The sequence below is a fragment of the Streptomyces sp. NPDC060198 genome (assembly GCF_042728415.1).
Lineage (GTDB): Bacteria > Actinomycetota > Actinomycetes > Streptomycetales > Streptomycetaceae > Streptomyces.
On sequence record NZ_JBHWZJ010000645.1, the window covers coordinates 1 to 1,894 of the forward strand.

Annotated in this window: 1 protein-coding gene; it reads right to left on the bottom strand. The window is 70.5% G+C overall.

Going from position 1 to position 1,894, the window contains the following annotated elements; genetic code table 11:
- Window positions 1–42 precede the first annotated feature (42 nt).
- A complete protein-coding gene (locus tag ACFWEP_RS34420) occupies window positions 43–1,479 on the bottom strand; it encodes an NAD-dependent malic enzyme (protein WP_387376202.1) in 1,437 nt (478 codons plus the stop codon).
- Between the last annotated feature and the right edge of the window lie 415 nt (window positions 1,480–1,894).

Consider the following 1,894-nt stretch of genomic DNA (forward strand, 5'->3'; position numbering starts at 1 on the left):
CGCCGTGCGCGGGCCCGGGTCCGTCGCGCGGGTGCCTCCGGGTCAGAGCTGTCCGGCGGAGGTGGCCTCGGTGACTCCGGCGGCCTTGGCGGCGGCGCGCACGGCGCCGGCGACGGCCCCGGCGACCTTGTCGTTGAAGACGGACGGGATGATGTAGTTCGCGTTCAGCTCGTCCTCGGCGACGACGTCGGCGAGGGCACCGGCGGCGGCGAGCATCATCTCGGTGTTGACGGTGCGCGACTGGGCGTCGAGCAGACCGCGGAAGACACCCGGGAAGACCAGCACGTTGTTGATCTGGTTCGGGAAGTCGGAGCGGCCGGTCGCGACGACCGCAGCCGTCTCGCGGGCGATCGTCGGGTCCACCTCGGGGTCCGGATTGGCCAGCGCGAAGACGATCGCGCCGTCCGCCATGGCGGCCACGTCGTCGCCGTCCAGGACGTTGGGGGCGGAGACGCCGATGAAGACGTCCGCGCCGACGACGGCCTCCTTGAGGGTGCCGGTGACGCCCTCCGGGTTGGTGTTGTCGGCGATCCAGCGCAGCGGCGAGTCGGGCTGGGCGGCGACCAGGTCCTCGCGGCCCGCGTGCACCACGCCGTGGATGTCGGCGACGACCGCGTGCTTGACGCCCGCGGCGATGAGGAGCTTCAGGATGGCCGTACCGGCGGCCCCGGCACCGGACATGACGACCCTTACGTCACCGATGGCCTTGCCGACCACGCGCAGCGCGTTGGTGAGCGAGGCGAGCACGACGATGGCGGTGCCGTGCTGGTCGTCGTGGAAGACGGGGATGTCGAGGGCCTCGCGCAGCCGGGCTTCGATCTCGAAGCAGCGCGGCGCGGAGATGTCCTCCAGGTTGATGCCCGCGAAGCCGGGCGCGATGGCCTTGACGATCTCGACGATGGCGTCGGTGTCCTGGGTGTCCAGGCAGATCGGCCAGGCGTCGATGCCGGCGAAGCGCTTGAAGAGGGCGGCCTTGCCCTCCATGACCGGGAGCGCGGCCATCGGGCCGATGTTGCCGAGGCCGAGGACGGCGGAGCCGTCGGTGACGACGGCGACGGAGTTGCGCTTGATGGTCAGGCGGCGCGCGTCCTCGGGGTTCTCGGCGATCGCCATGCAGACGCGGGCCACACCGGGGGTGTAGATCATCGAGAGGTCGTCGCGGTTGCGGATGGGGTGCTTGGACGCCATCTCGATCTTGCCGCCGAGGTGCATCAGGAACGTACGGTCGGAGACCTTGCCGAGCAGGACGCCGTCGATGGCGCGCAGGCCCTCCACGATCTCCTCGGCGTGCGCGGTGGAGGACGCCGCGATGGTGACGTCGATCCGCAGCTTCTCGTGGCCGGAAGCGGTCACGTCGAGGCCGGTCACCGAGCCGCCGGAGGACTCCACGGCCGTGGTGAGCTGGGAGACCGCGGTGCCGCTCGCGGGCACCTCCAGCCGGACCGTCATCGAGTACGAGACGCTGGGCGCCGTTGCCATGGCCGTGTCCTTCGCTTTCCTGAGCTTCATTGCTTAGACGGCGGGGCCGGGCCCCGCACGCGCCCACGATCGTCGCACCTACTGGCGAGTAGCCGGTAACCACTGCCGCAGTACGAAAGATCACTTCCGAGATGCGAGAGACGGAACGGCGGGGTCGTGGACCCGCTCCCGCCAAGCAGAACAGGCCCGCGCCACCATGAGGTGACGCGGGCCTGTCCATGACGTGAGCGGCACCGACCCGCCATGCTCGCCTCGCGGCAAGAGGTCGCTCGTAGCGACGAAGGTTGGGCCCGGGGGCTTGGATCGAGCCGGTGCCGACACCAGGCTAACAAACACCCGTGAGAAGTGATTCCCCCGCAGCGGGTTGACTCTCGCCGTTCGTGTCCGGGCGGGTGTTCCCGGGGCCGTGCGCGGC

Bases quoted from the DNA above. Each gene is read 5' to 3' on its own strand.
- ACFWEP_RS34420 (WP_387376202.1), bottom strand. From the start codon at position 1,479: ATGGCAACGGCGCCCAGCGTCTCGTACTCGATGACGGTCCGGCTGGAG.